This is a genomic window from Pseudohoeflea suaedae, assembly GCF_004354915.1.
Taxonomy (GTDB): Bacteria; Pseudomonadota; Alphaproteobacteria; order Rhizobiales; family Rhizobiaceae; genus Pseudohoeflea; species Pseudohoeflea suaedae.
In genome coordinates, this window is record NZ_SMSI01000001.1 from 80702 (window position 1) to 95869 (window position 15168).

Consider the following 15168-nt stretch of genomic DNA (forward strand, 5'->3'; position numbering starts at 1 on the left):
ATGAAACACCCCCTCACCGGCATCCTGCCCGTCGCACCGACACCTTTCCACGACGATGGCCGCGTTGACGAGGACGGCATGCGCCGGGTCATCGACTGCATGATCGACCAGGGTGTCGACGCGATCTGCATCCTGGCGAACTATTCCGAACAGTTCGTGCTCTCCGATGACGAACGCGCGCTCCTGATGAAGATCAGCCTCGAGCATGCCGCAGGTCGCGTGCCGATGATCGTCACCATCAGCCATTTCTCGACCGATATTGTCGTCCGGCGCGCCAGGGATGCCGCGGCGCTCGGCGCCGCCATGGTGATGATGATGCCGCCCTATCACGGCGTCGGCCTGGTTCCCGCCCCGACCGGGATCTACGAGCAGTTCAAGGCCGTCAGCGACGCCATCTCCATCCCGATCATGGTTCAGGACGCACCGCTGTCCGGCGCACCGCTGCCGGTGGATCTGCTCTGCAGGATGGCCCGTGAGATCGAGAACGTTTCCTACTTCAAGATCGAGGTGCCTTTCGCGGCCGACAAGCTCTCAGCCCTCATCGAGCAGGGCGGGAAGGACATCGTCGGTCCGTTTGACGGCGAGGAAGCCGTCACCCTGCTCGCGGATCTCGATGCAGGCGCCACCGGCACCATGACTTCGGCCATGTTCCCCGACAAGATCAAGCCGATCGTCACCGAATATCTGGCCGGCAACCACGACGCGGCGCTCGATCACTGGAAGCTCTGCATGCCGCTGATCAACCACGAGAACCGCCAGTGCGGCCTGCGCGCTGCCAAGACCGTGATGAAGGAAGGCGGCGTCATCAGGAGCGATTTCGTGCGTCACCCGCTCAAGCCGATGTCCGAGCGCACCAAGGCGCGACTGCTCGGCCTGGCAGGTGAACTCGACGTGCTTGCGCTGAAGTGGGGTAAGTGAACCACTTCTGGCGGAAATTCACCTCGGACAGAGGAGGAGTCGACCCGGTGAAGAAGATTGCGACAAGTGCCGAGAAACTGGGGACACATCGCTGCCAACTCGGTGAAGGCCCCTTTTACGATCGCCGGACCGACACGGCCTGGTGGTTCGACATCGTCGGCCACAAGCTCCTCGAACACCGTTTCGGCGGCGGCGACACCATCGCCCATGAACTTCCGGTCATGGGCTCCGTCATCGCGCCCGTCGATGAGAACCGTCAGCTTCTCGCAATGGAGGACGGGCTCTATCTGCGCGAGATCGCGACCGGTTCGCTCAAGCGTATCAAGGCGCTCGAGGACGACAAGCCGGGCAACCGGTCCAATGACGGCCGGCTCCACCCATCGGGCCGCCTCTGGCTGGGCACCATGGGCAAGAATGCCGAGTGGCAGGCAGGCACCATCTACCTCTTCGACGGCACGGAGATCACACCGCTCTTCCGCAAGGTGACGATCCCCAACTCGATCTGTTTCTCGCCGGACGGGCGTACCGGCTATTTTGCCGACACCGCGCCCAACATCGTCTGGCGCGTGGCGCTCGACCCGCAGACGGCGGTGCCGATCGGCGAGCCCGAAGTCTTTCTCACCGAGGCCCAGCTTCCCCTTGGCGGCCACTACGACGGATCGGTGATGGATGCCGACGGCGTTCTCTGGAATGCCGCCTGGGGCGGCGGATCGGTGACCGGCTTCGCGCCCGACCGGTCGATCGTCAGGACGGTCGAAATTCCGGCAGCGCAGACGAGTTGCCCCTGTTTCGTCGGCCCCGGGCTCGACCGCATGCTGGTGACGTCCGCCTGGGACGGATATTCTGAATCGGAGCGGAACGCCGACCCCGGCGCGGGCTTTACCTATATGATAGACGGCAGCTTCAATGGCACCGATACGGTCGCCGCCATCATCGACGAATCCATCCTGAACGGGAACTGACAAGGAGCCTTCATGCTCACCGGACAACATCTGATCGCCGGCGAATGGTCCGGCGGTAGCGACACATTTGCCTCGAGCCCCGCCCACGGCGATACGCACCACTTCGCGATCGGCACGGCGGCGGACGTCGACAAGGCGGTGAAGGCCGCGGAAGACGCCTTCTGGTCCTACGGCTATTCGAGCCGCAGGGAACGCGCGGCCTTTCTCGAGGCGATTGCCGACGAGATCGAGGCCCGCGGCGAGGAAATCACCGCGATCGGCACTTCCGAAACCGGCCTGCCGGAAGCGCGTCTGCAGGGCGAGCGCGGCCGCACCACCGGCCAGCTGCGCCTTTTCGCAAGCCATATCCTGAAGGGCGATTATCTCGACCGCCGTCATGACGAGGCGCTGCCCGAGCGTGCGCCGCTGCCGCGTCCGGACCTGCGCATGATCGAACGCCCGATCGGTCCCGTGGCGGTCTTCGGTGCATCGAACTTTCCGCTCGCCTTCTCCACCGCAGGCGGCGACACGGCATCGGCGCTCGCGGCCGGCTGCCCGGTCGTCGTCAAGGGTCACCCGGCTCATCCGGGGACCGGCGAGATCGTGGCGCAGGCCATCGCCGCGGCGATACGGAAAACCGGCATGCATCCGGGCGTCTTTTCGCTCATCCAGTCGAACGGTATCGAGGTCGGCCAGGCGCTCGTCCAGCATCCGCTGATCAAGGCCGTCGGCTTCACCGGTTCGCTCGGCGCCGGCCGGGCGCTCTTCGACCTCTGCGCCGCCCGCGACGAGCCGATCCCCTTTTTCGGCGAGCTGGGTTCGGTGAACCCGATGTTCCTGCTGCCCGAAGCCATGAAGGCGCGCGGCATCGAGATCGCCAAGGGCTGGGCCGGTTCGCTGACCATGGGCGCCGGACAGTTCTGCACCAATCCCGGCATTGCCGTGGTGCAGGAAGGCGCGGATGCCGATTCGTTTGCCGAACAGGCGACCGCCTCCCTCAAGGAGGTCAACGCCCAGACCATGCTGACCGACGGTATCGCCTCGTCCTACCGCAAGGGTGTCGAGCGTGTGTCGGGCGAAACCGGGGTGCGTGAACTCCTCACCTCGACCTGCGATCTGCGCAATGCCTCTCCCTATCTCTATCAGGTCTCGGGAGATGACTGGACGGCCAACCACGTTCTGGCCGAGGAGGTCTTCGGGCCCATGGGCATCATCGTCACCGCACGGGACGCGGCTCAGGTCGAAGCGATCGCCAGATCGCTCGAGGGGCAGCTGACCTGCACCATCCACATGGATGAGGCAGACACCGAGGCGGCGAAGAAGCTCGTCCCTGTGCTCGAACGCAAGGCCGCCCGCATTCTCGTCAACGGGTTCCCGACAGGCGTCGAAGTCGCCGACGCCATGGTCCATGGCGGCCCCTACCCGGCCTCGACCAATTTCGGTCACACCTCGGTCGGCACGCTCGCCATCCGACGCTTCCTGCGGCCGGTATGCTACCAGAACATGCCCGACGCATTGCTGCCGGAAGACCTTCGATAAACGAGCCGGCCTCACATGAAAAAGCCGCGCTCCTGTTCAGGGAGCGCGGCTTTCTTTTGCGTGTGCGGCCGGGCGTCAGACGCTCATGCAGAGATATTTGATCTCGAGAAAGTCCTCGATGCCGTATTTCGAGCCTTCGCGACCGAGGCCCGACGACTTGATGCCGCCGAAGGGCGCTTCGGCGGTCGAGACCAGCCCGGTGTTGATGCCCACCATGCCGCTTTCGATCTCCTCGGCGACCTTCCAGACCGTGGAGATGTCGCGCGCATAGAAATAGGCGGCGAGACCGAACTCGGTGTCGTTGGCGAGCGCGATACCCTCGTCGATCGTGTCGAAGGTGATGATCGGCGCCACCGGTCCGAAGGTTTCCTCCGACAGGACCTTCATGCCCTTGGTCACGCCGCTCAGGACCGTCGGCTGGAAATAGGTGCCGCCAAGTTCCGAGCGCTTGCCGCCGGTCATGACCTTCGCACCCTTGCTGACGGCGTCGGAGACATGATCCTCGACCTTCTCGACGCCGGCCTCGTCGATCAGCGGGCCGATCTGCACCCCGTCATCCATGCCGTTGCCGACCTTGAGCCCGGCGGTTGCCGCAGCGAGCTTCTCCGCAAAGGCTTCCGACACGCCGCTCTGCACGTAGATGCGGTTGGCGCAGACGCAGGTCTGGCCCGAATTGCGGAACTTGGCGATCATCGCGCCTTCCACCGCGGCATCGAGATCGGCGTCGTCGAAGACCAGGAACGGCGCATTGCCGCCGAGTTCCAGCGACAGCTTCTTGATGTCGTGGGCGCACTGCTTCATCAGGATGCGGCCCACTTCGGTCGAGCCGGTGAAGGTGAGCTTGCGCACCTTCGGGTTCGAGCACATCTCGCCGCCGATACCGCGCGAATCCGTGCCGGGGATCATCGACAGAACGCCCTTGGGGACGCCGGCACGTTCGGCGAGAACCGCCATGGCGATCGCCGAGAGCGGCGTTTCCTTGGCCGGACGCGCCACAAAGGTGCAGCCCGAGGCGAGCGCCGGCGCGACCTTGCGGGCAATCATCGCATTGGGGAAGTTCCATGGCGTGATCGAGGCCACCACCCCGATCGGCTGCTTGATGACGACGATGCGCTTGTCGGCCTGGTGGCCGGGGATCACATCGCCATAGACGCGCCGGGCCTCCTCGGCGAACCACTGGATGAAGGAGGCGCCATAGGCAATCTCGCCCTTGGCTTCCGCCAGCGGCTTGCCCATTTCGGCAGTCAGGATCCTGCCGAGATCCTCCTGGTTCTCCAGAAGCAGGTCGTTCCACTTGAGAAGGATCGCGCAGCGCTCCTTGGCGGTCTTCCTGCGCCATTCCTTCTGCGCCTCATAGGCGATTTCGATCGCCTTCTTCGTGTCCTCGGCGGTCAGGTCGGCCACGTCGGCGATCTTCTCGCCGGTCGCCGGGTTGAGGACCTCGAAGGTCTTCTTGCCCCTGGTCCATTCGCCGCCCAGAAGGCCGCGGGTCTCGAGCAGGGAGGGATCGGAAAGTTTCAGTGTCATGGGGAGGCCTTTCATCGCGCCGGGCCTGAACGGCCGCGGACATCCTGTCGGAGGGGAACCACGCCTTCGGAAAACCGGCCTTGATCCATGGCCAGAACCCTGATACTTGTTCAGTATATTGAACGCAATTCAGAATATGAAACCTACTCAATTCCCGATGAAATTGTCAAGGTCATCCCCTCATGAACGGTCCTGACGCCGGTCCGCTCCCTGCCGATGAAAAATTGCCGGTCCCGGCGGTGGAACGCGCCACCCGCATTCTCGACATCGTGGCCCGCTCGACCGCCTATCCGAGCCTCACCGATCTCGCCCGGTCTCTCGGCATCGCCAAGAGCAGCGTGCACAATCTCTGCCGTACGCTGGTCAGCCTCAACCTGTTGATCCGCCGGCCCGACCAGACCTATCAGCTCGGGCCTCATCTGATGCGCTGGTCGAACGCCTTTACCCGCCAGTCGGACGTGGCGGCCGAGTTCGCGGCACTGTGGGACAGCGAGACGGGCATGGCGGGTGCCACGATCACGCTCACCGTTCTGGAGGGCGCCGAGGTCGTCTATATCGCCGCGCGCAATTCGGAGGTCAGCCACTCGCTGATCGACTTCCGCGCCGGCATGAAACTGCCCGCAGCCTTCTCTGCGACAGGTAAGGCCTTCCTGAGCTGCATGAGCGATTTCGAGGTCAGGCGTCTCTACGCCGACGGCCTGCCCGCACCCCGGACGGCACACTCGGTCGCATCCGTCGCCGATCTTGTCGCCCAACTGTCGGACATCCGGATGCGCGGATACTCGGTGGACGATCAGGAAGTCGCCGAGGGCATCATCTGCTTCGGCGCAGCGGTCCTCGATTCGCGCAATACGCCGATCGCTGGAGTGGCGGTCAGCCTGCTGACCGACGACGTGACCGAAGCCAACCGCGAGCGGATCATCGCCAATGTGCGCCGCATTGCCACCCGTCTGTCCACGCGCATGGGCGCCGATATCGAGCGAATACAGGTCGGCTAGACGCCGCCAGGCGATGGGTTTCAGGCCCCTCCCGCCACCAGTTCCCGTCGCAAGGCCTCCCCGGCGAGCCTTTCGCGGTCGCCGGGTTTCTGCAGCACGCAACTGGCGCATAGCGCACCGCCCGGGGCGGTATAGAGACGACAGCAGCCTCCACGCGCCAAAACCTTGCGGGTAGCCGGCACGTCATCGGGCCGAACGACTGAGACCTCGAAATAGTGAAGCTGGCAATTGAAGAGCGGCGACCCCGGCTCCTTGAGCACGGCGAGACCGGTCTCAGCAGCCTCGTCGAGCGCATCGAGCTTTTCTCCCGCATCCAGAAAGGCAGACCCGAGCGCATCTCCGACAAGGCGCCACAGCGCCTGGCGCGGCAAGCCGGTGATCCGGTTGAGCGCAACGACCAGCGGCCGGAAATGTGCCTCGACCTGCTGGCGGAAGGCGCCGGCCATATCCCCGCCATCCGCCGCGACAGGGTTTGCGGGAAACCGCACGGCGATATCCTGAAAGGCAAGCTCGTCGCGGGCCGGATCGATGGAAAGCACGATCCTGTCCGGCGACAGATCCGGCACCATGCCGTATCCGACCAGAAGCCCGGCCCCCGCCGTGGCGATCGTCGTGGCGTAGTAGCTCGCGAGATAGGCGGCCTGCGCCTTCGCATCCAGACCCGGGGTAATCCGCGTCTGCGCCGCGAGAAGCCGGTTCAGCCAGTCCCGGTCGGCAAACAGATCTGCCGCGGTGCGCCCGTCCTCACCTGGCGCTCCGCAGGAAAGCCGGGGCTTCGGCCATGATGCCGAAAGCTCCCGAAGTGCCGTCCGGAGAGTGGTGCGGGCGCACGCCATGCCTCACCCTTCGGCGTGAAGCTGCGAGTAGATGCCGCCGCGCTGCATGAGTTCGCCATGCGGGCCTTCCTCGGCAATACCCGAACTGTCGATCACGATGATCCGGTCGGCATTGCGGATGGTCGCCAGCCGGTGCGCGATGACGAGCGTCGTGCGTCCTTCGGCCAGCTCGGAGAGCGATTGCTGGATCTCGCGCTCGGTCTGGGTGTCGAGCGACGATGTCGCCTCGTCGAGGATGAGGATCGGCGGGTTCTTGAGAAAGATGCGTGCAATGGACAGACGCTGCTTCTGCCCGCCCGACAGCCGTACGCCGCGCTCGCCGATAATCGTGTCGAGACCCGCGGGAAGCCCGGCAATCACATTGTCCAGACGCGCCCGGCGTGCTGCTTCCACGATATCCGCCTCGCTCGCATCGAGCCGGCCATAGGCGATGTTCTCGCGGATCGTGCCGCCGAACAGGAACACGTCCTGCTGCACGATGCCGATCTGCGCCCGCAGCGAGGCCAGCGTCACGTCGCGGATATCGGTGCCGTCGATGGTGATCGAGCCTTCATCGACGTCATAGAAGCGCGGCAGCAGCGAGCAGAGCGTGGTCTTGCCCGCGCCGGAGGGGCCGACAAAGGCCACCGTCTCGCCGGCCCTTATGTCGACGTCGACGCCGTCAAGCACCCGGATCGCTCCGGAATAGCCGAATCCCACGCCACGATAGGAGATGTTGCCCTTGAAGGGGGCTGCCTGCCGGGCGTCCGGCCGGTCGGCGACATCGGGCTCGGTGTCCAGAAGCGCGACATAGCGCTGGAAGCCGGCGATCCCTTTCGGATAGGTCTCGATGACCGAATTGATCTTCTCGATCGGACGGATGAACACGTTGACGAGCAGCAGGAAGCCGATGAAGCCGCCGGCCGTCAAGCTGTCCTGGAGCACGAAATAGGCACCCGACACCATCACCACGATCTGGGTCAGCCGCAGCGACATGTAGGACAGCGACGTGCTCGCGGCCATGATCCGGTAGGCGGCAAGCTTGGTTGAGCGGTAGCGATTGTTGTCTTGGGCGAAGAGCTCGCGCTCGAATTCCTCGTTGGCGAATGCCTGCACCACGCGCATGCCGCCGATGTTCTCCTCGAGCCGCACGTTGAAATCGCCGACCCGGCTGTAGAGCGACCGCCAGTTCTGCGTCATCCGTCCGCCGTAGCGGGTGGTAAGCCAGACCATGAACGGCACGATCAGGGCCGTGATCAGCGCCAGCGGCGGATGGATCCAGAGCATCAACGCGAAGGCGCCGATCAATGTCATGACCGCGATGAAGAGATCTTCCGGCCCGTGATGGGCCACTTCGCCGATCTCTTCGAGATCCTTGGTGACGCGCGCAAGAAGATGGCCGGTCTTGTTCTCGTCATAGAAGCGAAAGGAGAGCTTCTGGAGGTGGTCGAAAGCCTTGCGGCGCATCTCGGTCTCGATGTTGATCCCGAGCATGTGACCCCAATAGACCACCACCGCCATCAGCCCGGTATTGACCGCATAGACGGTAAGCAGCGCCACCGCCGCAAAGATGATCAGGCCCCATTCCTGCGAGGGCAGCAGGTCGTCGACGAACCACTTGACCGCCACTGGAAAGCCGAGCTCGAGGAGGCCCGCGAGAATGGCGCAGGAAAAATCGAGAACGAACAGGCCTTTCCACTGGCCGTAATACGAGAAGAACCGACGCATCATTCAGATAGTCTCCGTGCCGCGAAAAGCGGCATCGCATTGCAGAGGCTGTCAGGCACGGGAGGGAACCCCGCGCGACAGAAGATAGACGAGATACGGCCCGCCGATGAGCGAGGCCAATAGACCCACCGGCAGTTGGTAGGGGAAAATGAGCGTGCGCGCGAGCCAATCCGACAGGACGAGGAGACCGGCCCCCAGCGCCACCGCACCGGCAAGCTGGTGTCCGCTGCGCGTCAAACCCATCAGCCGCGCCAGATGCGGAGCGATCAGGCCGACGAAACTCAGGGGACCGACATAGAGCGAGGCGATTGCGGTCATCAGCGCCGCGAGCACCACGACGGACAGCCGCGCCCGGCCGAGGGGCACGCCGAGACTTGCGGCCACCGGCGTACCGAGCTGCAGAATGTCGAGCCAGCGTACCGTCAGCATGGCAGGGCAGAGGAGGACGATCGCCGCGATCAGGGCCGCCACGGCATGATCGCCCCCGGTCTGGGCGGTCGATCCGGTCAGCCAGCTCAGGAGGGTATAGGACTGCATCGTGCCGAGCGCGATGACCGCGGTGATGATCGCGCCGCAGGCGGCCCCCACCGCTATTCCGCCCAGAAGCAGGCGCTCGGGCCCGAACTTCGCCCGTGCCGAGACGGCGAGGATCAGAAGCAGAGCGCCCAGCGCGCCGGCCGAAGCGGCGACGAACTGGAGCGGCATGCCGGCGGCGGCATTGAATGCAAACAGCCCGGCGAGGCCCGCGCCGGCGCCCGAACCAACGCCGAGCACCTCCGGGCTTGCGAGCGGATTGCCCGTCAGCCGCTGCACCATCACGCCCGCGCCGGCCAGCATCGCGCCCGCGCTCGCGGCAACGAGGATGCGCGGCCAGCGCCAACCCGCGAGATCTGAAAGAAGCGTGCCATGGGCGACCATCCAGCCGTCCGGCCCCTTGCCGATGACCAGTGCCAGGAGGGCGATGACGAAACCGCCAAGCGCGATCGTCAGGGCGAGCGCCAGGGGTCGCCTGGCGCGACGGCCGAGGCTTGCGGTCCGCCCCAGCGAAGGCCATTCCATCATCCGGAGCCGCGGAAGAAGCCAGAGCAATAGCGGCCCGCCCAGAAGCGCCGTTGCGGCCCCCGTCGGGATGCGCTCCCCGCCTCCATCGGCGAAGAGCTGGACCAGCCCGTCGGTCGTCCAGAGAAGGATCGCCCCGATGAGCGGCGCGGCAAACAGTTTTTCGCCGAGCGTTCGCGCACCCGACAGGCCGGCCAGCGCCGGTGCCGCGAGACCGATGAAACCGATGACGCCGACTTCCGCGACCACCGTCGTTGCAAGCCACACGGCAAGCGCCAGAATGGCAAGCCTACCCGCATTGACCGCGAGCCCCAGGCTCTTCGCCGTCTGGTCGTCGAGCCCGAGAATGGTCAGCGGGCGCAGGAGCAGTAGCGAGGCGACAAAGCCGATCGCCAGAACCGGCAGGATGGAGAGCGCCGGCTGCCAGCTCTGCTGGGTGAGCGACCCTCCGCCCCAGATGAAGAGCGAAAAGAGATAATCGCCGTTCGCCAGGATGAGGGCCGCGCTGGCGGAGGTCGCCGTCAGCGCCACCATCATGCCGGCAAGCACCACCGAAACCGGCTCGAGACCGCGCCGCCAGGTCAGAAGCAGGCAGAGAGAGACGGCGAGCGCCCCGCCGGCGAACGCCACGATCTGCGGCGAGACTGCCATCAGGCCGGGAAGGAAAAGCGTCGCCAGCGCCATCGCCAGCTGCGCCCCGGCGGAAATGCCGAGCGTCGAGGGTTCGGCGAGCGCATTGCGGAGAACCCGCTGCAGAAGCAGTCCCGAGAGTCCCAGCGCCGCGCCTGCCAGAATGGCGACGGCAGCCCGCGGCAGCACCGTTTGAAACAGGATCACGCGGTCGAGTTCGTCGGCCATCACGACGCCGGGCCAGGCGGCATCGATCCGCAGCGCGAAGAGAATGGCGGCGAGGACGGCAAGACACGCCCACAAGAGTGTGGCGGACCGCCTCATGCCGACCAGCCCTTCACGGCATCGGCAAGCAGCCCGGCAAAACGCTCGGCTGACGGCAGGCCACCGAAATGATTGATCGGCGGCAGGATCGAAACCCGTCCGTCCTTGACCGGCGGCAACGCATTCCAAAGCGCATTGTCAGGCAGGCCGCGCCCCGCTTCGGCCGGCAGCGGCTCGATCACCACGATGCCGGCGTCGCGCACATCCGCCAGTGCCTCGAGCCCGATGGGGGCTGCTGCACTGTAGCTGGTATCGTCGCGCCAGGCGTTCTCGAAGCCGAGCCGGACCAGCACGTCTCCCATCAGCGAATCCGCGCCGAAGGCCCGGAAATGTCGCGCATCTCCGAGACTGATCACATAGACGGGACGAGCCGCGAACGAGCCGAGCGCTTGCCGCGCAGCCCCGATATTGCGTGCGACGCGAGCGACGAAGCCGTCTGCCGCAGCCCGCGCATCCAGCGCCTCGCCGAGCGCCATCGTCGACCGTTCGAGAAGTCCGTAGGGCGCCGTACCCGCTTCATAGCTCTTGAGCGACAACACCGGCGAGATCGCTTCGAGCACCGGGCGCTGATAGTCGTAGAACTGCGAGATGACCGTGAGATCGGGCGCGACGAGCCGGAGCATTTCGAGATTCGGCGTGCCGCGAAGACCGAGATCGGCGACCGTTTCGGGCATCTTCGGCTCGCCGACGATCCTGCGGTATTGCCTGAGCTCGCTGCCGGCGACAGGCGTCACGCCAAGCGCCAGGCAGGTTTCCAGATGAGCCCAGTCGATCACCGCGACCCGCTTCTGAGGCGCCGCCATGGCCGGACGAATGCCCGCCATGCCGAACACGGACCCGGCCATTGCGGCATGAAGAAAAGCACGTCTGCCGATCATCGCCATCCCCTAGAGCACGTAGCCCAGCGGCTGGCCGGTTGCAGGATGGGGCATCACGCCCATCGGCAGGTCGTAGAGTTCGGCGAGGGTTTCGGTGGTCACGATCTCGGCAGGCGTTCCGCGTGCCGCGACCCTGCCGCGCTTGACCGCGATGATCTCGTCGCAATAGCGCGCGGCCATGTTGATGTCGTGAAGCACGACGACGGCGCTGAGAGTTCCTTCGCGGGTGAGATCGCTCACCAGTTTCAGCATGTCGGCCTGATGGGCGAGATCGAGCGCCGAGGTCGGCTCGTCGAGCAGCAGGCATTTCGCGTCCTGCGCCAGCATCATCGCCAGCCAGCAGCGTTGCCGCTCGCCACCCGACAGACTGTCCACGAGACGATCCGCAAAGGCCTCAAGCCCGGTGCGGCGGATCGCTTCGGCGACCTTTGCCGCATCGGTCTTGTCCATGCGGCCCAGCGCACCGCGCCAGGGAAAGCGGCCGAGTTCCACCAGTTCGCGCACCGTCATGCCTTCCGCCGAGGGGGTGAACTGCGGCATGTAGGCAAGCCGGCAGGCGAGATCGCGATTGGAACGGGCCGAAAGCGGCTGGCCGAGAAAGGCAATCTCTCCGCTGCTCGGCACCTGCTGGCGCGCCAGCAGCTTGATGAGCGAGCTCTTGCCCGAACCGTTCGGCCCGATGATCCCCGTCATCCGCCCGGCTGTCAGTTGCAGATCGAGCGCGGCCAGGATTTCCGAGCCGCCGACGCAAAACGAAACGCCCTTCAGATCGAAGAGCGTTTCGCCTTGGGTTTGAACCCCGTCTTGTGCCTGCGTGGCGTCAGTCACGGAACCTCACCATTTCGAATAGGCCCTCAGCTTGAACGCGCGACCTTCACCATAGGAGCAGACATTCTCGCCCTGGCAGGCCGAGACATAGGTCTCGTCAAACGCATTGGTGACGTTGAGATCGACACCCCAGTCGTCCTTCTCGTAGCCGACCTTGAAGTCGACCAGCGTCACGTCCGGCACCTTCAGCGTGTTGGCGTTGTCCGCCCATGAGGAGCCGACATAGCGCAGGCCCGCGCCCAGCGTCACGCCGTCATACCAGTCATTCGACCGCAGCGTGTAGTCGACCCATGCCGAGGCCATGACTTCCGGCACGACGTAAGGCGTCTTGCCGATCAGAGATGCATCGTCATCGGCCGTAATGTCGACGTCGTAGGCCGTGATCGCAGCGGTGAGCTTGAGATCCTCGGTAACGTTGACCTTGGCTTCGGCTTCCACGCCGCGCGAGCGGATTTCGCCGACCTGCATCTGGGTGAAGGTGGTCACATAGGATGGAACATTGCGACGCGTCAGATCGAAAACGGACACCGTGAAGAGGCCGTCGATGAAGTCGGGCGCATATTTGATGCCGGCCTCGAACTGTTCGCCCTCTTCCGGCTTGAAGGGATCGCCATTGTCGTCTGTGCCGATAAGCGGATTGAAGAAGGTGGCTGCACTGACATAGGGCGTCAGGCCGTTATCGAACTCATAGGCAAGACCGATGCGGCCGGAAACGCTGTCGACGGAATAATCATAATCCGCGCCGGTGCCGTAGAAGGTTTCGCGGTTGTCGACCGAGAGCCAGGCATAGTCGTAGCGTGCATTGGCGGTCAGTATCCAGCCATCGCCGAAGCGCATCTGGTCCTGCGCGTAGACGCCGACCTGATCGAGCGTCAGGTCCTGGCTGAGATAGGAGGCGAGTGGCGTCAGCGGCCCGCCATGGACAGGATCGAACGCGTCGATCGGATTGTCGTAGGAGGGATCGAAGAGGCCGGAAGACTGCACCTGGTCGATATTGTAGTACTTGTAGTCCGCCCCCAGCAGGAAGCTGTGCTCGACCGGGCCGAGATCTGTCTTCCATTCGATGTTGTTGTCCATCAGGACGGCGGTGGACGTCGAATCGTGGGCGAAGTTGACCCGCGCCAGATCGGTGTCGCCGCCGATCGTCGACCAGCCGTTGGCATAGACATTATGCTCGTAGATGTCGGCGCGAATGGCACGTGCCGACGAGTTGAAGGTCACGTCATTGTCGAAAGTGTGCGAGAATTCGTAGCCGATCGAGGCCTGTTCGCGCTCATAGGCATCGATATCCGGCTCGCTGAAATTGGAATCCGGATCGATCCGGCCATGGTTCACGCCGCCGACGATGCGATCGGTCACCGTTCCCTCATAGGGCAGGAACGAGCCGCCGCTGTGGCTCTCGTCGAAATGCGTGTAGTTGGCGCTGATGGACAGGCTGGTTCCGGCATCCGGCTCGATGGTGATGGTCGGCGCGATGAAGCCGCGCCAGCCGTCCTGATAGTCCGTGTAGCCGTCGCCACCCATCACCTTGCCGGTGACGCGATAGGCCAGCGTGTCCGACAACGCGTCCCCGATATCGAAGGCGACATAGCCGGTGCCCGCATCATTGATGCCTGTCTCGACCTGGCGGATACGCTCGAATTCGGCGTGTTTGCTGACATAATTGATCACGCCTCCCGGGTTCGAACCGCCGTAGAGAACCGAAGCCGCACCCTTGAGAACCTCAATGCGCTCGAGGTTCCAGGTATCGATGAAGAAGCTGCCGAAGGCGTAGGAATAGCTTTGCAGGCCGTCGAGATAGACCCCGGTCTGGGTCGCGTCGAAGCCGCGGATATACATCCAGTTCATGTCGCTGTCGTCGCCGAAGGGCTGGGTGAAGACGCCGGACGTGTAGCGCAGCGCCTCGTCGGCCTTCTGCGCACCCTGATCGTCGATTTCCTCGCGTCCAATGACGGAGACCGACTGCGGGATTTCGGTGATCGGCATTGCTGTCTTCGAACCTGTGCGCGTCGATTTCGCGACGACACCCGCGACCGGCTCGATGCCGGTGCCGCCCGCGCCGTCGACCGCGCCACCACCCTCCACGGTGATCTGCTCGAGCTGCGTCGCGTTCTGGGCATGAGCCGAGTTGGCGGCGCTAGCGGCGAGCGCGAGAATGGCGACGCTGCACGTCAGCAGCCGATGATGACGAAGTGAAAATGACATGAAGACCCCCGGTCGATAGGCGCGCGGCGCACAGCCGCCGTCAAAGGTGACCGCGTAACTCAACTTTTCCGGCCCGGATTGAACATTCTTGACGGGTTTGACGATTCTTGGCGCAAAACGGCATTTCCGGCGCAACAATGATGCAAAAATGTCATTGCTCCCGCTTCCAGGCACCAGGCGTCATGCCGGTGACGGACCGGAACACCCGGCTGAAATGGGCCTGATCGGCAAACCCGCATTGCGCCGCGACCCAGCTCACCGGCTGATCGCCCTCGCGCAACAGCGTCTGCGCCCGCCGGACCCGCTCCTGCATCACCCAGCGATGCGGCGAGACGCCCGCCGCGGCCTTGAAGGCATGGCTGAAATAGGTTTCCGACAGCCCCACCTCGCCGGCGAGATCCGACAGCCGTATCGTCTCCAGGCAATGGGCGTCGATATAGGCCATGGCCTGACGCAGCTGCGCCTCCGACAGCGCCGGCCGCCGGCGCTCCGGTTCGAGCCGGATATCGAAGAGGAGTGTGAGGAAACCGTCCACCAGCCCGTCCAGATGCCGCTCGTGAAAAGGCTGGTCGCTCTCGATCTCCCTCGCGATCAGTGACGCCAGCGCCACCAGGGCGGGATCTTCCAGCCGGAAACGTGGCCGGTTGACGGCCTCCCTGCTCAGCGCCTTGCCGAAACGCCGCCTCGCTCAGGTGAATGTCGAGATGCTTCATGCGCGTGAGTGCGCCAGTCACCTTCGCCGTTTGATGATGGCCGGCGGGAACATAGCTCACCGTCA

12 protein-coding genes are annotated in these 15168 nt (G+C 64.6%); 4 read left to right on the forward strand and 8 right to left on the reverse strand.

Going from position 1 to position 15168, the window contains the following annotated elements; genetic code table 11:
• The 3 genes from E2A64_RS00370 to E2A64_RS00380 are packed head-to-tail and all read left to right on the forward strand — an operon-like array spanning nucleotide 1 to nucleotide 3398.
• Entirely contained in the window at nucleotides 1-918 is a 918-nt protein-coding gene (locus tag E2A64_RS00370; protein ID WP_133282477.1) for a dihydrodipicolinate synthase family protein, read from the forward strand.
• A 47-nt stretch (nucleotides 919-965) separates the two neighbouring features.
• On the forward strand, nucleotides 966-1880 hold the full coding sequence (locus E2A64_RS00375) for an SMP-30/gluconolactonase/LRE family protein (protein ID WP_244598098.1): 915 nt from the start codon (nucleotides 966-968) through the stop codon (nucleotides 1878-1880).
• Between the two features lie 12 nt (nucleotides 1881-1892).
• On the forward strand, nucleotides 1893-3398 hold the full coding sequence (locus E2A64_RS00380) for an aldehyde dehydrogenase (NADP(+)) (protein ID WP_133282478.1): 1506 nt from the start codon (nucleotides 1893-1895) through the stop codon (nucleotides 3396-3398).
• A gap of 75 nt (nucleotides 3399-3473) precedes the next feature.
• On the opposite strand, the gene E2A64_RS00385 is transcribed toward E2A64_RS00380, so the two are convergent.
• Entirely contained in the window at nucleotides 3474-4925 is a 1452-nt protein-coding gene (locus E2A64_RS00385; RefSeq protein ID WP_133282479.1) for an NAD-dependent succinate-semialdehyde dehydrogenase, read from the reverse strand.
• 182 nt (nucleotides 4926-5107) lie between these two features.
• On the opposite strand from E2A64_RS00385, the gene E2A64_RS00390 reads away from it, so the two are divergent.
• The gene (locus E2A64_RS00390; RefSeq protein ID WP_133282480.1) at nucleotides 5108-5923 is read left to right on the forward strand and encodes an IclR family transcriptional regulator; all 816 of its coding nucleotides are present in this window, start codon (nucleotides 5108-5110) and stop codon (nucleotides 5921-5923) included.
• A 20-nt stretch (nucleotides 5924-5943) separates the two neighbouring features.
• Here the strand turns inward: E2A64_RS00390 and E2A64_RS00395 are convergent, their stop codons facing one another.
• From E2A64_RS00395 to E2A64_RS00425, 7 genes are all read right to left on the reverse strand, one after another.
• Nucleotides 5944-6759: a ferric iron reductase gene (locus tag E2A64_RS00395; protein ID WP_133282481.1), complete on the reverse strand. Its 816-nt coding sequence runs from the start codon at nucleotides 6757-6759 to the stop codon at nucleotides 5944-5946.
• A 3-nt stretch (nucleotides 6760-6762) separates the two neighbouring features.
• Entirely contained in the window at nucleotides 6763-8469 is a 1707-nt protein-coding gene (locus tag E2A64_RS00400) for an ABC transporter ATP-binding protein (protein WP_133282482.1), read from the reverse strand.
• A 48-nt stretch (nucleotides 8470-8517) separates the two neighbouring features.
• Nucleotides 8518-10479, reverse strand: a complete 1962-nt coding sequence (gene fhuB / locus E2A64_RS00405; protein WP_133282483.1) for a Fe(3+)-hydroxamate ABC transporter permease FhuB — start codon at nucleotides 10477-10479, stop codon at nucleotides 8518-8520.
• Nucleotides 10476-11357 (reverse strand): ABC transporter substrate-binding protein, encoded by an 882-nt coding sequence (locus E2A64_RS00410; protein ID WP_133282484.1) that lies wholly within the window; start codon nucleotides 11355-11357, stop codon nucleotides 10476-10478. The genes fhuB and E2A64_RS00410 overlap by 4 nt, the downstream gene beginning before the upstream one ends.
• A gap of 9 nt (nucleotides 11358-11366) precedes the next feature.
• Nucleotides 11367-12185: an ABC transporter ATP-binding protein gene (locus E2A64_RS00415; RefSeq protein WP_133282485.1), complete on the reverse strand. Its 819-nt coding sequence runs from the start codon at nucleotides 12183-12185 to the stop codon at nucleotides 11367-11369.
• A 6-nt stretch (nucleotides 12186-12191) separates the two neighbouring features.
• Complete coding sequence (locus E2A64_RS00420) at nucleotides 12192-14390, reverse strand: TonB-dependent siderophore receptor (RefSeq protein WP_133282486.1); 2199 nt, start codon at nucleotides 14388-14390, stop codon at nucleotides 12192-12194.
• A gap of 151 nt (nucleotides 14391-14541) precedes the next feature.
• Nucleotides 14542-15000, reverse strand: a complete 459-nt coding sequence (locus E2A64_RS00425) for a helix-turn-helix domain-containing protein (RefSeq protein WP_133282487.1) — start codon at nucleotides 14998-15000, stop codon at nucleotides 14542-14544.
• Between the last annotated feature and the right edge of the window lie 168 nt (nucleotides 15001-15168).

Excerpts from the sequence above, each read along its gene's own strand:
- E2A64_RS00370 (WP_133282477.1), top strand. The coding sequence starts at position 1 with ATGAAACACCCCCTCACCGGCATCCTGCCCGTCGCACCGACACCTTTC.
- E2A64_RS00380 (WP_133282478.1), top strand. The coding sequence starts at position 1,893 with ATGCTCACCGGACAACATCTGATCGCCGGCGAATGGTCCGGCGGTAGC.
- E2A64_RS00385 (WP_133282479.1), bottom strand. The coding sequence starts at position 4,925 with ATGACACTGAAACTTTCCGATCCCTCCCTGCTCGAGACCCGCGGCCTT.
- E2A64_RS00390 (WP_133282480.1), top strand. The coding sequence starts at position 5,108 with ATGAACGGTCCTGACGCCGGTCCGCTCCCTGCCGATGAAAAATTGCCG.
- E2A64_RS00395 (WP_133282481.1), bottom strand. The coding sequence starts at position 6,759 with ATGGCGTGCGCCCGCACCACTCTCCGGACGGCACTTCGGGAGCTTTCG.
- E2A64_RS00400 (WP_133282482.1), bottom strand. The coding sequence starts at position 8,469 with ATGATGCGTCGGTTCTTCTCGTATTACGGCCAGTGGAAAGGCCTGTTC.
- fhuB (WP_133282483.1), bottom strand. The coding sequence starts at position 10,479 with ATGAGGCGGTCCGCCACACTCTTGTGGGCGTGTCTTGCCGTCCTCGCC.
- E2A64_RS00410 (WP_133282484.1), bottom strand. The coding sequence starts at position 11,357 with ATGATCGGCAGACGTGCTTTTCTTCATGCCGCAATGGCCGGGTCCGTG.
- E2A64_RS00420 (WP_133282486.1), bottom strand. The coding sequence starts at position 14,390 with ATGTCATTTTCACTTCGTCATCATCGGCTGCTGACGTGCAGCGTCGCC.